Origin of the sequence: Streptomyces sp. CB02009 (genome assembly GCF_001905825.1) — a bacterium.
Taxonomy (GTDB): Bacteria; Actinomycetota; Actinomycetes; order Streptomycetales; family Streptomycetaceae; genus Streptomyces.
On sequence record NZ_LIVV01000007.1, the window covers coordinates 321,386 to 337,385 of the forward strand.

Annotated in this window: 12 protein-coding genes; 5 read left to right on the plus strand and 7 right to left on the minus strand. The window is 74.5% G+C overall.

Annotated elements, in window-relative coordinates; all coding sequences use genetic code 11:
* The first annotated feature begins 229 nt into the window (after window positions 1-229).
* From ettA to AMK27_RS28215, 4 genes are read left to right on the plus strand one after another with little or no spacing between them, the layout of a single operon-like run.
* Entirely contained in the window at window positions 230-1,894 is a 1,665-nt protein-coding gene (gene ettA, locus AMK27_RS28200) for an energy-dependent translational throttle protein EttA (RefSeq protein ID WP_073913822.1), read from the plus strand.
* Between the two features lie 2 nt (window positions 1,895-1,896).
* Entirely contained in the window at window positions 1,897-2,319 is a 423-nt protein-coding gene (locus tag AMK27_RS28205) for an acyl-CoA thioesterase (RefSeq protein WP_073913825.1), read from the plus strand.
* Window positions 2,316-2,990 carry a hypothetical protein gene (locus AMK27_RS28210; RefSeq protein ID WP_073913828.1) on the plus strand — a complete coding sequence of 225 codons (675 nt, stop codon included), beginning with the start codon at window positions 2,316-2,318 and terminating at the stop codon, window positions 2,988-2,990. The genes AMK27_RS28205 and AMK27_RS28210 overlap by 4 nt, the downstream gene beginning before the upstream one ends.
* Window positions 2,987-3,409, plus strand: a complete 423-nt coding sequence (locus AMK27_RS28215; RefSeq protein WP_073913831.1) for a GNAT family N-acetyltransferase — start codon at window positions 2,987-2,989, stop codon at window positions 3,407-3,409. The genes AMK27_RS28210 and AMK27_RS28215 overlap by 4 nt, the downstream gene beginning before the upstream one ends.
* Here the strand turns inward: AMK27_RS28215 and AMK27_RS28220 are convergent.
* The 5 genes from AMK27_RS28220 to AMK27_RS28240 all read right to left on the minus strand — a co-directional run bounded on the left by AMK27_RS28220 (window position 3,315) and on the right by AMK27_RS28240 (window position 12,122).
* Window positions 3,315-3,938, minus strand: a complete 624-nt coding sequence (locus AMK27_RS28220; protein ID WP_073913835.1) for a hypothetical protein — start codon at window positions 3,936-3,938, stop codon at window positions 3,315-3,317. The two genes, AMK27_RS28215 and AMK27_RS28220, sit on opposite strands and share 95 nt — an antisense overlap.
* A 255-nt stretch (window positions 3,939-4,193) precedes the next feature.
* The gene (locus AMK27_RS28225; protein WP_073913839.1) at window positions 4,194-5,180 is read right to left on the minus strand and encodes an ABC transporter ATP-binding protein; all 987 of its coding nucleotides are present in this window, start codon (window positions 5,178-5,180) and stop codon (window positions 4,194-4,196) included.
* Window positions 5,177-7,996, minus strand: coding sequence for an FtsX-like permease family protein (locus AMK27_RS28230; RefSeq protein WP_073914498.1), 2,820 nt, complete (start codon window positions 7,994-7,996; stop codon window positions 5,177-5,179). Before AMK27_RS28230 ends, AMK27_RS28225 begins: the two co-directional genes overlap by 4 nt.
* A gap of 125 nt (window positions 7,997-8,121) precedes the next feature.
* Window positions 8,122-11,475: an FtsX-like permease family protein gene (locus AMK27_RS28235; protein ID WP_073913842.1), complete on the minus strand. Its 3,354-nt coding sequence runs from the start codon at window positions 11,473-11,475 to the stop codon at window positions 8,122-8,124.
* Window positions 11,476-11,717: 242 nt separating this feature from the next.
* The gene (locus tag AMK27_RS28240) at window positions 11,718-12,122 is read right to left on the minus strand and encodes a globin (RefSeq protein WP_073914503.1); all 405 of its coding nucleotides are present in this window, start codon (window positions 12,120-12,122) and stop codon (window positions 11,718-11,720) included.
* A gap of 85 nt (window positions 12,123-12,207) precedes the next feature.
* On the opposite strand from AMK27_RS28240, the gene AMK27_RS28245 reads away from it, so the two are divergent.
* Entirely contained in the window at window positions 12,208-13,182 is a 975-nt protein-coding gene (locus AMK27_RS28245; protein WP_073913846.1) for a methyltransferase domain-containing protein, read from the plus strand.
* Here AMK27_RS28245 and AMK27_RS28250 read toward each other — a convergent pair.
* Window positions 13,163-14,596 (minus strand): FHA domain-containing protein, encoded by a 1,434-nt coding sequence (locus AMK27_RS28250; RefSeq protein ID WP_073913850.1) that lies wholly within the window; start codon window positions 14,594-14,596, stop codon window positions 13,163-13,165. The genes AMK27_RS28245 and AMK27_RS28250 overlap by 20 nt on opposite strands.
* Before the next feature lie 40 nt (window positions 14,597-14,636).
* Window positions 14,637-15,971, minus strand: coding sequence for a vWA domain-containing protein (locus tag AMK27_RS28255; protein ID WP_073913853.1), 1,335 nt, complete (start codon window positions 15,969-15,971; stop codon window positions 14,637-14,639).
* Between the last annotated feature and the right edge of the window lie 29 nt (window positions 15,972-16,000).

The following is a 16,000-nucleotide window of genomic DNA, read 5'->3' on the forward strand; positions in this document are numbered from 1 at the left end:
CATCATGATCGCCCCGTGATCACCGCACGACCCCGGAACGCGTCAGCGTCCGGGGTCGTCGCACGTCCGGGCTCCGTTTCCACCCGCTACCGCCCGGTACGACTCCGCGCCGCCCCCGGCACACCCCGCCGCCGGGCCCCCGCTCCCGCCTTACCGGTTTCCGCCCCGGGGTTCCGGTCAGGCAAGATGGGGTGTATCTGCCCACTCACTCCTTGCCGGACGGTTTCTCTTGGCTGAGTACATCTACACGATGCGCAAGACGCGCAAGGCGCACGGCGACAAGGTCATCCTCGATGACGTGACGCTGAGCTTCCTGCCGGGTGCGAAGATCGGTGTGGTCGGCCCGAACGGTGCCGGTAAGTCCACCGTTCTCAAGATCATGGCTGGCCTCGAGCAGCCGTCCAACGGTGACGCGTTCCTGACGCCCGGCTTCACCGTCGGCATCCTCATGCAGGAGCCGAAGCTCGACGAGTCGAAGACCGTCCTGGAGAACGTGCAGGACGGCGCCGCCGAGCAGATGGGCAAGCTCAAGCGCTTCAACGAGGTGGCCGAGCTCATGGCCACCGACTACAGCGACGCCCTGATGGAAGAGATGGGCAAGCTCCAGGAGGACCTGGACCACTCCAACGCCTGGGACCTCGACGCCCAGCTGGAGCAGGCCATGGACGCCCTGGGCTGCCCGCCCGGCGACTGGCCGGTCGTCAACCTCTCCGGTGGCGAGAAGCGCCGTGTCGCGCTCTGCAAGCTGCTCATCGAGGCCCCGGACCTGCTCCTCCTCGACGAGCCCACCAACCACCTCGACGCCGAGTCGGTGAACTGGCTGGAGCAGCACCTCTCGAAGTACTCCGGCGCCGTCGTCGCGGTCACCCACGACCGCTACTTCCTGAACAACGTCGCCGAGTGGATCCTGGAGCTCGACCGCGGTCGCGCGATCCCCTACGAGGGCAACTACTCCACCTACCTCGACAAGAAGGCCACCCGCCTCAAGGTCGAGGGCAAGAAGGACGAGAAGCGCGCCAAGCGCCTCAAGGAAGAGCTGGAGTGGGTGCGGTCCAACGCCAAGGGGCGTCAGACCAAGTCCAAGGCCCGTCTCGCCCGCTACGAGGAGATGGCGGCCGAGGCCGACAAGATGCGGAAGCTGGACTTCGACGAGATCCAGATCCCGCCGGGCCCGCGTCTGGGCTCCATCGTCGTCGAGGTCGAGAACCTCTCCAAGGCCTTCGGCGACAAGGTCCTCATCGACGACCTGTCCTTCACGCTCCCGCGCAACGGCATCGTCGGCGTCATCGGCCCGAACGGCGCCGGCAAGACCACGCTCTTCAAGATGCTCCAGGGTCTGGAGACCCCGGACTCCGGCTCGGTCAAGATCGGCGAGACCGTCAAGATCTCGTACGTCGACCAGACCCGCGCCAACATCGACCCGAAGAAGACGCTGTGGGCCGTCGTCTCCGACGAGCTCGACTACATCAACGTCGGCAACGTCGAGATGCCCTCCCGCGCCTACGTCTCCGCGTTCGGCTTCAAGGGCCCGGACCAGCAGAAGCCGGCCGGTGTGCTCTCCGGTGGTGAGCGCAACCGCCTGAACCTCGCGCTGACCCTCAAGCAGGGCGGCAACCTGCTGCTCCTCGACGAGCCCACCAACGACCTCGACGTCGAGACCCTGTCGTCGCTGGAGAACGCCCTCCTGGAGTTCCCCGGCGCCGCGGTCGTGATCTCCCACGACCGGTGGTTCCTGGACCGGGTGGCCACCCACATCCTCGCCTACGAGGGCGAGTCCAAGTGGTACTGGTTCGAGGGCAACTTCGAGTCGTACGAGAAGAACAAGATCGAGCGTCTCGGCCCGGACGCGGCCCGCCCGCACCGTGCCACGTACAAGAAGCTGACCCGAGGCTGAGCGTGCGCCACATCTACAGCTGTCCCCTGCGCTGGTCGGACATGGACGCCTTCGGGCACGTCAACAACGTCGTCTTCCTGCGGTACCTGGAAGAGGCGCGGATCGACTTCATGTTCCGGCTCGCGCCGGGGGGCGGTTCCCCCTCGTTCTCCGGCGGGTCCGTCGTGGCCCGGCACGAGATCGACTACGTGCGGCCGCTGGTCCACCGGCACCAGCCGGTGACCATCGAGTCCTGGGTGACGAAGATAGGCGCGGCGTCGCTGACGATCGCGTACGAGATCAAGGACCCCGAGGTCACGTACGTGCGGGCGTCCACGGTCGTCGTGCCCTTCGACCTCGAGGCGCAGCGGCCGCGCAGGATCTCCGCCGAGGAGCGCGAGTTCCTCCAGGAGTACGTCGACGACGGGATGACGTCCGCAGCATGACCGTGCTCGCGCCGCTGCACTTCGCCGACGCCAGGGAGGCGGCGGCACTCGCCGCCTTCCTGACCCGGCTCGTCCACTACGACCGGGCCGCCGCCGTCCGCCTCCAGGCCGGCGGCGGGGCGCTGGCCGTCTTCGGCCGGCCGGCGTCCTTCGAGGTCCTCGCGATCCGTACGGCCCGGCTGGTCGACGCCGTCGACCTCGACGTCACCGTCTCCGCCGGTGAACTCCTCGAAGGCATCGAGGAGTCGGCGGGCAAGGCGGTCGTCCCGGACTCCGTCACCGGGCCCCCGTGGACCGGTGTCCTCCCGCCCCGCGCCGGCTGGCGGCCGGTCGCCGGGCTGCCCGCCGCCGCCGAGATGCGCGCCGCGGTCGCCGCGGCCGTCGCGGAGTTCCGGGGGCGGGACGAGGACCTGCCCGAGGAGCGGCGCACCACGGCCGAGCGCGACCGGATCGGCCGCGAGATCTGGTCGCGGACCCTCGGGACCACCGGACTCCCGCTGCGGGCCGTGCACGCCGCGCAGTCACTGGGCTTCCTGCCGCCCGCGGACACCGAGGCCGCGGTGGCGCTCTTCGCCTCCGGTCCCTGGCTGCGGCTCCGCACCCCGTACGGCTCGATCGCGCTCCGTACCGTGTCGATGTCGCTGACCGTCACTCCCGGCGGCCCCGTGTGACCGACCTCGTCGTCGAGGTCGGCGCGGCGCTCACGGGCGACGAGCTCAACGCTCTCTTCCGGGCCTCCTGGCCGGGGCACCGGGACACCGACTTCGGCCCCGTCCTGACCCGCAGTCTCCTCCGCGTGACCGCCCGGCGCGCCGGGAGGCTCGTCGGGTACGTGAACGTCGTCGGCGACGGCGGCGTGCACGCCTTCCTCCTCGACACCACCGTCCACCCCGACGAGCGTCGGCAGGGGCTCGGCGTCACCCTCGTCCGTGCCGCCGCCGAGGCCGCCCGGCGGCACGGCGCGCACTGGCTGCACGTGGACTTCGAGCCCCGCCTCACCGACTTCCACGAGCGCTGCGGCTTCCGGCCGACGGCGGCCGGCCTGATGGACCTGACCGGGCCTCCCGCTCCCGCCGGCCCGCCCGGCTGAACCTCCGCGCCCCCGCCGTCGCGGCCGCCAGCAGCAGGACGGCGAAGACCGCCTGGCCCCAGGGCGGGGACGAGCCCTCCACCGCCGGTGCCACCCGGCGGCGCGGATCGTAGGCCACCCGTACCTCCCCGCCGTCCTTGGCGATCCGGTGGTCCTCCGCCAGGGCCGACGGATAGCCGCCGGGACAGCGCAGGGTGTGGCGGTACACGGTCCGCTCGCCGCCGCCCTCGCCGACCGACACGTGCGTCTCCTCGTGGACCTTCACCACGACGCAGTCCGCGACCGCCCCGCGCGAGGCCCACTGGTCGGCCGTGGCCACCGTGAGCAGCAGCGCGCCGACCAGGGCCAGCGCGCCCCAGAAGCCCGCCACGCCGTCGACGAGCAGGTAGTAGGCCACGGCCGCGGCGAGGACGGCCGCTCCGCCGACCGAGACCGCGACCGTGGTGGACGGCGCCGACGCGCCTCCGAAGGACCAGGCCGACCAGGCGAGGAGGGCGACCGCGCAGAACGCGGGCAGGAGCGTGGCCACCCAGGTTCCCGCGCCGGCCCGATCTCCCGGGCCGCCCGGTGTCCCTACGCCGGCCCGACCTCCCGCGCCGGCCGGTGTCCCCGCGCCGGCTCGATCCCCCGCGCCGGCTCGATCCCCTGCGCCTGCCGGGCCGCCCGCGCCTGCCCGGCCGCCCGCGCCCGAAGAACCGCCCGCGCCCGCCGGACCCCCCGCGCCCGTAGATGACATGGACATCACCCCCGCAGGGAGGGACGTCCGGTGGCGGCTCCCGGTTGCTCAGGCCTCCGCGTCGTCCGGCCACACCCCGATGTGGTCCTGCTCCAGTTCCAGGGCCACCCGGTGCTCCATGCCGAGGGCCTGGGTGTAGTCCGCCGGGAGCTGGAGCCGGCCCGCCCGGTCGAGCATCGCGTACTCCCGTGCCACCAGGGACTCCTTGCCCTGCTCGTCGACCTCGGTGCGGCGCAGGACCTCCGAGGAGGTGCGGCCGTCGCGGATGGCGACCGTGCGGCGGACCTCGGAGGCGACCGCCTGGTCGTGGGTGACGATCACGATCGTCGTGCCCAGCTCCTCGTTGGCGCGGCGGAAGGCCGCGAAGACCTGCTCGCCGGTGGCCGAGTCCAGCTCGCCGGTGGGCTCGTCGGCGAGGAGCACGGCCGGGTTGTTGGCCAACGCGACCGCGATCGCCACCCGCTGCTGCTGGCCGCCGGAGAGCTGGTGCGGCCGCCGGTCGCGGGCGTCCGCGATGCCCAGCATGGCGAGGAGCTCCTCGGCGCGCTCCGCCTTGTGCTTCGCGCGGCCCTTCAACTGCATCGGCAGCGCCACGTTCTGGGCTGCCGTCAGGTAGGGGAGCAGGTTGCGGGCGGTCTGCTGCCAGACGAAGCCGACGACCTCGCGGCGGTAGCGCAGCCGCGCCTTGCCGTCCATCGCGAGCAGATCGGCCCCGGCGACCCGGGCCGCGCCGGCGGTCGGCACGTCCAGGCCGGCGAGGATGTTCATGAGCGTCGACTTGCCGGAACCCGAGGCCCCGACCAGGGCCATCAACTCGCCCTCCTTCACGAGGAGGTCGAGCCCCTGGAGGGCCTGCACCTCCACCCCGTCGGTGGTGAAGATCCGGACGAGACGGTCGCAGGCGATGAGCGCGTCATGGCCGTACGAGGGCCGGTCGCGCCGGGCGGTCGCCTTCCGCTCCAGTTCCTCCAGGGTGGTGGGGTCGGAGGCGGACCCGGCCGCACCGGCCCGGATCGACGTGTCGGTCTTCGTCATCGTGCGTCTCCTGCCCTGAGTTCCTTGATCGAGCCCTTGCGTCCCGCCCACCAGGCCTGTCCGGCCGCCGCCACCGCCGTGATCAGGACGACCGCGACCGCCGGCACCACCAGCGACCACGGGTCCGCCCGCAGCGGCGCGCTGTCCAGCGGGGCGAATCCCGGTGTCGTCGCGAGCGCGAGCCGGAACAGGTCGATGCCGGGCGCGAGCAGCGGCACCGTCGCCCAGCCGACGAGCGTGCCGCCGACCGCCGCGAGCACCGCCTGGGGCAGCGCCTCGAGACCGAGCAGCCGCCGTCCCTGCCCGCGGGTCAGACCCATCGTCCGCAGCCGCGCGAGGAGCGTCGTGCGCTCCGGCGCGCTCTGCATCAGCGACAGCAGGACGGCCACCACGGCGAACCCGGCACCCGCGCCGATCGCGCCCAGGTAGATCCGCTCGGCACCCGACTGGAGCGGCGAGTCCACGTAGCCGGCCCGCTCCTCGGCCCGCATCGACACCAGGAGCGCGTCGGACTTCGCCTTCACCACGGCCCGCAGCGCGGCCCCGTCCGCCGGACCCGTGACGAGCAGGGCCGTGTTCGTCCGGTGGGTGAGGTCGGCGGCGTTGACCAGCAGGAAGTCGGCCCCCTGCAGGGCCGGGGTGTGCGACCGGACCGCGACGACCTTCACCCGGAACACCCCGGCCGCCGACACGATCTCCTGCGGCGCGCCGCCGAGCCGCCGGGCGACCGAGGGCGAGGCGATCGCGGGCAGCACCCGCTCCGTGTCCGCCGCGGCCTCCTTGCCGCCCTGGCCCGTCGACGCGAGCAGCGCCGCCGGGAAGTCGCCGGAATCGGTCCGCCGGGCGAGCCGGGTGTACGAGCCGGGCTCGACGCCCACGAGCGCCGAGCTCATCGGCTGGGCGGAGGAGTTCCCGGGGGACGGCAGCGACACCCCGTACTCGATCTGCAGCGGCGCGACGTCCCGTACGCCCGCCGTCCCGCGCACCGCTTCGGTGAGGTCGGCCGGCACCGGGGTCCACTCGACCGAGCCGTCGATCCGGGCGTCCGCTCCGGTGGCCAGGAGCGCGGCCCGGTCGCGGGCGTCGGCGACGCCGGCCAGGACGGAGCCGCCGAAGGCCGCCGTGGTCAGGGCGAGGACGAGCGCGAGCAGCGGCAGGGTGCCCGCCGAGGACGCGCGGCCGGCGCGGGCCAGGGCCAGCGGGCCGACGGCGCCGCGCAGCCGGCGGGCCGGTCGGGCCGCCCACCGCAGGGGCAGCGGATAGATCCGTACGAGCACCATGGCGGCGATCAGGCCGACGAGCACCGGTGCGGCGCTCACCAGATGGTCCCCGGAGTCCGCGGTGCCGCGGAGCCGCAGCGAGGCGACCGCGCCCACGGCCAGGACGAGCAGGGTGAGTTCGAGGACGGTGCGGCGCCGGGAGGGGCGGGCGGTGAGCAGGTCGTCGCGACCGCCGTGCAGCCGCGGGCGCCGGTGCACGACGACGGCCCGCAGCGGCAGGACCAGCATCGCGACGAGGGCGGTGGCGGAGGCGGCGAGGACCGAGGGCGGCAGCGGGATCCCGCCGGACCCGCCGTCGGCTCCCCGTACGGTCACCACCGCGAGGGCCAGGGCGAGGGCCGCGGCCGGTACGGCGACCGCCGAGGTCTCGCCGAGCAGGCGCAGCCCGATGCCGGTGAGCGAGGCGCCCCGGGAGCGGATCAGGGCCAGCTCGCTGTCCCGGCGGGCCACGAACAGCCCGCCCGTCATGGCGAGGACGACGGCCGCGACCGCGCCGATGCCGAAGACGGCGACGGCCACGACCGGGCTGATCGCCTCGCGCATCGAACCGTAGCCGTCCACGATCTCGTCGAGTTCGGTGAGCAGCGCACCGGTGGGCCCCACGACCTCGCGCAGCTTGACCAGATCGGGGCCGCCGGCCGCCGAGTCGAGCGCCGCGCCGAGGCGGTCGGTGTCCCGCCCGGTGAGATGCCCGCTGGTGGGCATGTACCGGAAGAAGACCTCCGGCTCACCGGTGGTGGAGAGCATCGCGGGCGCCGAGCCGGGGGAGAGCAGCAGCGCTCCCTGCCAGTAGTACTTGATCTCGTCGCCGACCAGGGGGGCGAGCGCCGGGGTGCGGAGCAGCGGCTCCACCGCCCAGTACGGGCCCTCGGGGCGGCGCGGCTCCACGATCCCCGTGACCGTCAGCGCGATCGGTTCCGCGCTGACCCGGCCCGGTACGTGCACGACGGAGCCGGGCTTCAGGCGCAGCGCCTCGGCGGTCCTCACGGTCACCGCGGCCTCGGGTGCGCGGGCCGTGCCCGCGGGGAGGCGGCCCGCGCGGAGCGTGGCGTGTTCCGCCAGGTCCGACGGGGAGGAGAGGACGAACTCGGGGGAGATGCCGTCCGGCCGGGGCAGCCACGGGTCGAGCCCGTCGACCCGCTTGACCGTGCGCAGGCCGTGGACGGTCTGCTCCGGGTCGGTCCGCAGCGGCTCGGGCAGCAGGGCGCGCGCCTCGTCGCGCTGCTTCCGGAGCACGGCGGGGGCCAGGCCCGCCTCGCGGACGGGCAGGTCGAGTTCGAGGCCGGGCGGCTCGGCGGTCAGTTCGAGGACGCTGTTGCGGGGCGCGGCGGTCCGGATGTCGTGCCGCAGCCCCTCGGTCTCGTACGCGTCCACGGCGCGCGGCAGCGCCGCCGCGAGGTAGGCGGTGACGAGGACGAGGGCGGCGAGGGAGGCGGCGGCCCAGGGCGCGGTCCGCAGCCGGGTCCGCACCCAGGGCGCCACGGCGCGGGCGGGCTGCTCGGACCGGGGCGACCGGGGCGACCGGGACCGGGACATGTCGGGTGCCTTCCTGCGTACGGCGGGTGTGTCGGGGGTCTTCTCCCGGATCGGGTCCGCGTGCGGGCCTTCTTGCGGACCCTCGTGCGTGCCCTCGTCCGGGTGCTCCCCGGCCTGGCCGGGCATCAGTTCTCCCCCTGGTGGCGCAGCGTCACGGCCGGGTCGGTGCGCCGCAGGGCGATCGCGGCGACCATGGCGAGCGGCAGCGCGGCGACGCCGACGAGCAGCAGGGCCACCTGGCCGAGGGGCAGTTCGACCAGGACCGGAGGTACGGGCCGGGCGGCCTGGCCGGTCAGGACGACGAGCGGGACCACGGCCCGGGCCAGGACGGTGCCGAGTCCGATGCCGATGAGCAGGCCGATGCCGATGAGGAGTCCCTGTTCGGCGGCGATCAGCCGGGCGAGGCGGCGGCGTGGTGCGCCGAGCGCCCGGAGGACGCCGAACTCGGCGGACCGTTCCCGCATGGCGCCGGCCGAGCCGACCGCGAAGCCCACGGCGGCGAGCGCGGCGGCAGCGGCGGCGACCGCCATGAGCGCGGCGTTGGGGCCGGCGCCGAGCGGGTCGCCGAGCAGTTCGGCGGCGACCTCGTCGCGTACGAGCACCTGGGCGGGGTCGGCGTTGGGCCGGGCGCGCAGGGCGGCGGCGACCTCGTCGGCCCGGCCGGGGTCGACGGTCAGCCACCACTCGGTCGCCGCCACGGTCGAGGCCTCACCGGTGGACAGGTACTGGTTGACGGAGGACAGGTCGAGGAGGATCGTGCCGCCGTCCTCGGGGGTGGCGACCGGGCTGCTCGCGGACGCGGCCTGGGCGCCCGGGCCGGTGGTGGGCAGTTCCTCGACGACGCGGGAGACGGTGACGTCGATCCGGCGGCCGCCGAGGGCGACCTCGATCACGTCGCCCGGCTTCGCCCCGGCCGCGGTCATGAAGGATCCGGTGGCGACGGCCGGGAGACGTCGGGGCGCCTTGGGCCCGGGGGCCTTCATGCGGACGGTGTACTCCTCCGCCGACCAGAACATCTCGCTCAGCGGCGTGCCGGAGACGGCGAAGGTGAGGACGTACGGGGCGGGGCGGCCGCCCGGGCCGGCGGCGCCGGGGACGCCGGAGGTGGGGACGGGGTTCTGGAGGTCGCCCTGCCTGGTCTGCTCGAAGGAGTGCGCCCAGGGGGCGAGGACCGTCGCGGGGGCGTGGACCTTCTCGGCGCCGTCCGCGCCGACGACACCGAACCGCTCCGCGCGGAGGGTCTGGGTGCCCTTCGCGTCGGCGGTGATCTCTCCGGCGAACTCCAGACCGACGAGGGTGAGCAGCCCGGCGGAGCCGCGGTCGCCCCCGGTGCTGCCGGGGCCCGCGGTCATGGCGCTGACGTCGAGGGTCAGCCGGTGCGTGCGGCCGTCGTCGGGCAGCGTCCCCAGGGACCGTCGGTACGGGACGCCGGTCGGGTCCTCCAGGACCGCCGTGACCCGGGCGTCGCCCTTCGGCTCGGCGAGCCGCAGGTCGGCGGTGAGCGACCGGGTGCCGGCGGGCAGCGGGAGGCCGGGCCGGGTGGTGGCCTTGGGAGCCAGGGGGGAGAGGAGGGAGCGGACGGGGACGTCGGCGAGGTCGGGGCGGAGCAGCATGCCGTCGGCGGCGTTGCGGGTGTCCACGGCCAGGATGGTCGCGTTCCTGCCGGTCAGGTCCATGCTGGTGCGGTGCACCGGGGCGACGGCGCGGACGCCGGGCACCGCGCCCAGCTGCTCGGTCTCGGTGGGCTCGCCGGGGCCCGCGCTGAGGACGCGGACGGCCGCGCCGGCCCGGAAGTCGGCCTGGTCGCGCTGCGAACGCTCCCAGGAACCGCTCTGCCCGATGGCCAGCATGCCCATCGCGACGGCGAGGACGAGCAGCAGCACCGGTCCGGCGCCGCGCAGCGGCCGGCGGCTGAACTGCCAGCCGGCCAGGGCGGCGGAGAGGCCGCGCCCGCCCGCCGCGCGCCGCTCGGCCAGCTTGGCGGCGGGCGGCAGCAGACGCAGCGTCAGAACGGTGCCGGCGAGCAGCGCGAGGGCGGGCGCGGCGACGAGCACCGGGTCGATGGAGCCGCCGTCCCCGTCCGCGCCGAGGGTGCCGCCCGCGGCGGCGGGCCGCTGCAACTGCCAGTAGGCGACGGCGGCGACGGCGAGCAGACCGAGGTCGGCCCCGGCCCGCACGGGACCGGGCAGGGAGGCCGAGCGGGCCTGGCGCAGCGAGACGACGGAGCCGTCCCCGGCGGCGAGCGCGGGCGCGACGACGGCCGCGGCGCAGCACAGGGCGACGGCGGCGGCCACCAGCCACACCTGGAGGGACGGGGACGTGTCGAGCCGTACGCCGAGGGAGGAGAGCGCGGACTGCTCGGCGAAGAGCCTGGTCAGCGGTCCGGAAAGAAGGGGGGCGGCGAGTGCGGCCGGCAGGGCGAGCAGCAGTGCCTCGGTGGCGGCGAGCCCGGCGATCCGGCGGCGCGAGCCACCGCGGGCCCGCAGCAGCGCGGTCTCCCCGGACCGCTCGGTGCTGAGCAGCCGGGCGACGAGCAGCAGCGCGTACGCGGCGAGGAGGATCAGCTGGACGGCGACGATCAGCAGGGTGGAGCGGGAGACGAGCAGGGACCGCTGGGTCTGCTCCAGGACGGTCGGCAGCGCGGTGGCCGCGGTGATCGTCGTGCCGAACCGGTCGGTGGCCCCGGCCAGCGCCTTCGGGCCCTCGGTCGCGGTGCCGCGCAGGGCGTCGATGCGGTCGGTGGTGAAGCCGGTGAAGTCGGCGGAGCCCAGCCAGGCCGTCTCGCCGGTGGTCAGTGCCCCGGAGGTCATGACGGCCGGGTCGACGAGCAGCGGCCCGTACGTCGTGAACGCGACCGTCCGCACACCGCGGCCGCCGGCCGGATCCAGCTGCCAGTACAGGTCGCCGGTGTCGGTGGGCCGGTAGACGCCGGTGACCCGGGCCTTCACCTTCCGGGCGTCGAGCCGGTCGGTGAGGTCGAGCACCGCCCCGGGCGCTACCTTCAGCCGCCGCGCGGCCTCCTCGGGCAGCGCCGTCTCGACGACACCGGCCGTGCGGGCGGCCGCGGGCCAGGCGCCCTTGACGAGGGAGAGCCGCGAGCGGTCGAGCGCGGCGAAGTGCGTCAGGTCGGGGTCGCCCTTACGGGCGGCGGGCGGCTGAAGGCTCCGGGGCAGCGCGTACGGCCCCGAGCGTTCGAGCCGTCGTACGGTCACGGGCAGCCCGTCGAAGGTCTGCCGCATCCCCTCCTGGACGGCCTGTTCGGCGTCCGCCCGCTTGGCGGCGGACACCTGCCCGCTCACGAGCAGGGAGGCGGCGGCCGCGGAACGCCCCCGCAGCCCCGCCTGGAGCGCGGCGTCCCCGATCGTCCCGGAGAACGAGGCGAGGGCGGCGAGCACCGAGGTCGTCAGGAGCACGGCGAGCAGTGCCGCGGAGAGCAGCAGCCGGTGCGCCCTGACGCGCAGAAATACGAACCCCGTCACCCATCCCCCTGGCCACCCTGATCACGGTGCGCACGTCGAACATGTGCCGAACGCTCCCGAAACTTCTCTCGGATGCTTTCAGAGTGCATGTGCCGCTGGAAACCGCTTGCGGGCGCACCTTGATCCGATCGTGACCGTTATTCGGGGTTCCGACTCCGGAATGTGTCCGTCCGTGAGGGGGCTCGGTGAGGTGCTCGGTGGCGGGGCGGTGAGGGGCTCGGTGACGTGGCCGTGAGGGGCCGTCAGCCTTCGGTGTTCACCATCGACGCCGCCGCGTACGTCAGGTAGCGCCACAGTTCGGCCTCGTGCTCCGGGGCCAGGGCGAGGTCGTCCAGCGCCGCCCGCATGTGGCGGAGCCACGCGTCGTGGGCCGCGCGGTCCACGGCGAACGGAGCGTGGCGCATCCGCAGGCGCGGGTGGCCGCGGTGGTCGCTGTAGGTGCGGGGGCCGCCCCAGTACTGCATCAGGAAGAGTGCGAACCGCTCCTCCGCCGGGCCCAGGTCCTCCTCCGGGTACATCGGGCGGAGCAGGGGGTCCCCCGCGACCCCCTCGTAGAAACGGCGGACCAGACGGCGGAAGGTCTCCTCGCCCCCGACCTGCTCGTAGAAGGTCTGCTCCTGCACTGCTTCCCCGGGAATCTCGTTCACCATTCCATCGTCTCAGATGCCCCGCCCTAGGACCGGAGGACGAGGACCGCTCGCCGGGGCCCCCGGGCGGCGGGACAGTGGAGGCATGGGTGAGCGGCGGGACGAGTTCGCCGAGGCCGGCGCGCGGGCGCGACGGGCGCTCGTGCGGGAGATCGAGGCCGAGGGCGGGCCGGCCGACGCCCGCTGGCGACGGGCCTTCGCCGAGGTCCCCCGCCATCTCTTCGTGCCCTACTACTACGTCCCCGGCACCGGCGGCTACGAGCGGATCTGGTCCGGCGACCCCGACCCCGAGCGGCGGGACCGCTGGCTGAGCGGGGCCTACGCGGACACCGCCCTCGCCACCCGGGTACGGGACGGGGAACTGGTCTCCTCCGCCAGCCAGCCCTCCCTGATGGCCCTGATGCTCCAGGCCCTCGACGTCCGCGAGGGGGACGACGTCCTGGAGATCGGCGCGGGGACCGGTTACAACGCCGCCCTGCTCTGCCACGGCCTCGGCGCGGAGCATGTCACCACCGTCGACCTGGACGAGGAGATCGCCGAGTCCGCCCGGACCCATCTGGCCGCCGCCGGGTACCGGCCGACGGTGCTCGCCGCCGACGGAGCCCGCGGCTGCCCGGAGCGCGCCCCGTTCGACCGGATCGTGGCGACCTGCGCGATGCCCTCGGTCCCGAACGCCTTGCTCGCCCAGTGCAGACCAGGAGCCCGCGTCCTCGCCCCGCTCTCCACCGGGCTCCTCCTGCTGCGGGTGCACGACGCCACCCGGGCGGAGGGACGGTTCCTCGCGACGTCGGCGTACTTCGTGGCGCTGCGGGGCGTCGCGGAACGGGTCCCGCGCCACGGCCCGGCCGGGGACGAGCGCTTCCGCTTCTTCTGGGGGCTGGTCGACCGGGCCCTGGACAGGAACGAAGCGCTCTCGCTCTGGCTGCGCGAGGGGCGGCCCGAGCGGGAGCGCTTCGGTGTGACGGTCAGCGGTGAGCGTCAGTGGGCCTGGCTGGACGACCCCGGAGGGCCGTACGCCTGGCCCCTGCTCCGGGAGGGGCTCAGCCCACCCGGATCGTGATCGTCGTCCAGGCGCCGACGTGCACCCGGTCGCCGTCCTGGAGCTGGACGGGGACGTAGGGCTGGATCGGCTCCTCGCCGCCGTTGATCGTGGTGCCGTTGGTGGAGTTCTGGTCCACCACCGCCCACGAGCCGTCCGGCTGCTGCACGAGCACGGCGTGCTGGTGCGAGACGCCCGGGTCCTCCGGCGGCACCGCCAGGTCGATGTCCGGGGACTCGCCGGTGGAGTGCCGGCGACGGCCGATGGAGATCTGGTTGCCCTGGAGCGGCAGGTGCTTGTCCGGCGAGTACGCGGGCAGGTTCAGCCCGCCGGCCTCCGGACCGCTGCGCTGCATCATCGCCATGAAGTACTCGCGGTCCGGGCCGATGACCGCGGTCCAGCCGAGCGGCTGCCGCGGCGGCTGGAACTGCTGCTGCGGGGGTGCCTGGAACTGCTGCTGCTGAGGCGGGGGCGCCATGTGCGGCGGGGGTCCCTGGTGCTGCGGCGGCTGCGGAGGCGCCTGGTGCTGCTGAGGCGGCGGCGGTGCCTGGTGCTGCGAGGGCGGCGAGAGCACCCAGTCGTCGTCCGCGCGCGGCTGCGGCGGCGCGGGCGGCGCCGGAGCGCTCGGGGGCGCGGCCGGCGGAGCGGACGGGGTCTGGAGGTACGCCGGAGGCGCGGGCGGCTGCTGACCGGGCGGACCGAAAGGACCGCCCTGACCGGGCGGACCGAAGGGGTCGCTCTGACCGGGCGCGCCGAAGGGGACGCCCTGACCGGCCGGGCCGGGCGGCTGCTGCGCCGGCGGGCGCTGCGGCGGGGCCTGGTGGTGCGTGGGGTCGCCGCCCAGCGGCTCGGCGGGGCGGTTCACCTGCGAGGGCCGCGAGCCCTGGTAGCCGAACGGGTCCTGCCCCGGCGGCGGTCCCTGCTGCCCGTGCGGACCGGGCTGGCCCTGCGGACCGGGCTGGCCCTGCTGCTGGCCGGGGTGGCCCTGCTGCGGTCCCGGCGGTCCCGGCGGCGTGGACTGGAAGCCCGGCGGCAGGTTCAGACCGGGCGGGGGGCCCGCCGGGCGCTGCGCGGACGGCACGTTCTGCGGGGCCACCGGCGTGTACGAGGTCGCCGTGTTGGTGAGGAAGTTCCAGCGGCACTCCTCGCAGAACGGCGCCATGGGCTCGCGCGGCGTCCGGCACTGCGGGCAGAGCTCGGCCTGGGCCGTCGCGTTCGGGTCGCCACCGGGGCCGAAGCCGCCGGGAGCGCCGGGAGCGTCGTAGCCACCGGGGCCGGCCGGGCCGCTTGGGCCGGGATATCCGTACGCGGGGGGCGGCGGCGGGGGAGGCGGCGGTACGGCACCCGTCGGCGCACCCGCCCCGGCCATGCGATGGCCGCAGACCTCGCACCAGTCGTCGGAGACCGACTGGTGTCCGTTCGGGCAGGTCGGCATGTCGGTGCTCCCCCCTCTCGTCGTCCGGCCCGTGGCCGGGCTACCTCTTGACGCGAACGGTCTTGGTGGAGCGGGTCTCGAGTGTCATCTCGTCCGCTTCCGCGACCTTCGCCTTCAAACGCACAGTACCGGTCGCCGCATCGACGACGTCGACCACCTTCGAAAGGAGTTTCGCCGTATCCGCGTTGCCGGAGGCCGCCGCGAGCTGCACGGCGCGACCCAGTTTCGCCGTCGCGCCGTCGTGATCGCCCGATTTGCGGGCATCCAACCCCTGCTGGATGACGTCCGCGAGCTCGGCCTGGCCCGTGTAGTGGGCGACCTGCGGGTTGATCGACGTCGACATCGCCAGGTCGTCGGTCCACACCGCCCGTACCAGTCCTTGGGACAGCGGCTTCGGATCGCCGCCCAGCGGGTCCGGCGCGATCAGGGAGACCCGGGCCGCCAGCATCTCCTGGCCGATCGCGGCCTGCGGGACCCGCACGCTCACGTGGTAGTCACGGGACTCGTCGCCCCAGGAGCCCGTCGGGTAGTCCCCGGCGCGAGGCCCGGCCTCCGTACGGCGCCCGGTCAGGTCCTCGACCGTCGGCGCCACCTGCTTCACATAGGCGATCTCCACCCCCACCGGGGTCCACAGCCGCAGCACGACGTCCGCCACGCCCTTGCCCATCGCCTGCTCCATCATCGTCGTGAAGTCGGCGGCGAGGCCGGCCGGGTCGGCGACGATGTCGGCGGAGCCGAGGAGCGCCGAGGCGATCCCGGTGACCTCCTTGACCTCCCAGTCGGTGCCCACCCCGCGCGCGTCGCAGGTGAAGCGGCCGGCGCAGGCGTCGAGCGCGGCCCGCAGCTCCTCCGGCGACTCGTGCTCGTTGCGGCCGTCGGTGAGCAGGATGCCGTGCCGGATCGTGAGGTGGTCGGACGAGGAGAGCAGCCGGTCCGCGAGCCGCAGCCAGGTGCCGATGGCCGTGCCGCCGCCCGCGCTCAGCCGGCGCAGCGACTCCTTGGCCTCGGCCCGGGTCCTGGCGTCGGCGACGGCGAGCCCGCCGTTGCCCGGGTAGACCTCCTTCGCCACGTGCGTACCGGCGACGACGGCGAAGGCCGTGCCGTCGCGCAGGGTGTCGACGGCGGCGGCGGTCGCCTCACGGGCACCGCGCATCTTGGTGGCGGGGTAGTCCATCGAGCCGGAGCAGTCGACCATGATCACGACACCGGCCGTGCCGCCGCCCACCCGGGCGAGCGGCTGCCGGCCCGTGGTCCCGCCGCCGGTCGAGGTGACCGTGACGATCGCGCTGACGTCCCGGCCGCCCTCGGGCAGGAACTCGTTCTGGTAGACGTCCACCGAGAACTGCGGCACGGTCGACTTGGAGAAGTTCGCCATCTGTTACGGCTCCTCGGGCAACAACGGTC

Bases quoted from the DNA above. Each gene is read 5' to 3' on its own strand.
- AMK27_RS28245 (WP_073913846.1), top strand. From the start codon at position 12,208: ATGGGTGAGCGGCGGGACGAGTTCGCCGAGGCCGGCGCGCGGGCGCGA.
- AMK27_RS28225 (WP_073913839.1), bottom strand. From the start codon at position 5,180: ATGACGAAGACCGACACGTCGATCCGGGCCGGTGCGGCCGGGTCCGCC.
- AMK27_RS28230 (WP_073914498.1), bottom strand. From the start codon at position 7,996: ATGTCCCGGTCCCGGTCGCCCCGGTCGCCCCGGTCCGAGCAGCCCGCC.
- AMK27_RS28210 (WP_073913828.1), top strand. From the start codon at position 2,316: ATGACCGTGCTCGCGCCGCTGCACTTCGCCGACGCCAGGGAGGCGGCG.
- AMK27_RS28250 (WP_073913850.1), bottom strand. From the start codon at position 14,596: ATGCCGACCTGCCCGAACGGACACCAGTCGGTCTCCGACGACTGGTGC.
- AMK27_RS28255 (WP_073913853.1), bottom strand. From the start codon at position 15,971: ATGGCGAACTTCTCCAAGTCGACCGTGCCGCAGTTCTCGGTGGACGTC.